The organism is Streptomyces africanus (assembly GCF_002150735.1).
Lineage (GTDB): Bacteria > Actinomycetota > Actinomycetes > Streptomycetales > Streptomycetaceae > Streptomyces > Streptomyces africanus.
In genome coordinates this window covers 424-1,153 of the sequence record NZ_MUKA01000537.1, presented here as the reverse complement: position 1 = coordinate 1,153, position 730 = coordinate 424, and the positions used below count along the sequence as shown (strand labels likewise).

1 pseudogene is annotated in these 730 nt (G+C 68.8%); it reads left to right on the top strand.

Annotation, left to right across the window (positions count from 1 at the left end):
- Window positions 1-210: 210 nt before the first annotated feature.
- Window positions 211-730: pseudogene (locus CCL05_RS41595) on the top strand (cellulase family glycosylhydrolase); the annotation flags it as partial.

Genomic DNA, 730 nt, shown 5'->3' with positions numbered 1-730 from the left:
CACCTACGACGGGGTGCACCCGTCCGCCTCCGGCAACACGAAGATCGCCGCCCGCTGGTATCCCGCTCTCGCCGCCCTCCTCTGATGGGCGTGCCGAGCGGCCCGGAGACCAGGAGCCGTTTCCGCCACCCGCACCGCCGCCGTCAGCTGCACGGCACGAGTCACCGCCTCCCCACGCACACGGTCCTTCCCCCCATTGGAGCCGCCGCCATGAGATTCCGCACGCGAACCGCCCCACGAACGGCCGCCGTCCTGGCCGCTCTCCTGGGCCTCCTCGTCCCCCTGCTCGGTCTCGCCGCCCCGGCCCAGGCCGCGCCCAGCGGCTTCCGCGTCCAGAACGGCCGACTGCTGGAAGCATCCGGCAACGACTTCGTGATGCGTGGCGTCAACCACGCCCACACCNNACCGCTGGACTCGCAACAGCGCCGCCGACGTGGCCAACGTCGTCTCCCAGTGCAAGCAGAACCGGCTTATCTGCGTTCTGGAAGTCCACGACACCACGGGCTACGGCGACCAGAGCGGAGCGACCACCCTGTCCCGCGCCGCCGACTACTGGATCAGTGTGAAGAGTGCCCTGACCGGCCAGGAGAAGTACGTCATCGTCAACATCGGCAACGAGCCGTACGGAAACAGCAATTACACGAGGTGGACGGCCGACACCAAGGCCGCCGTCCAGAAGCTGCGGAGCGCCGGCTTCAACCACACGCTGATGGTGGACGCGCCCAACTGG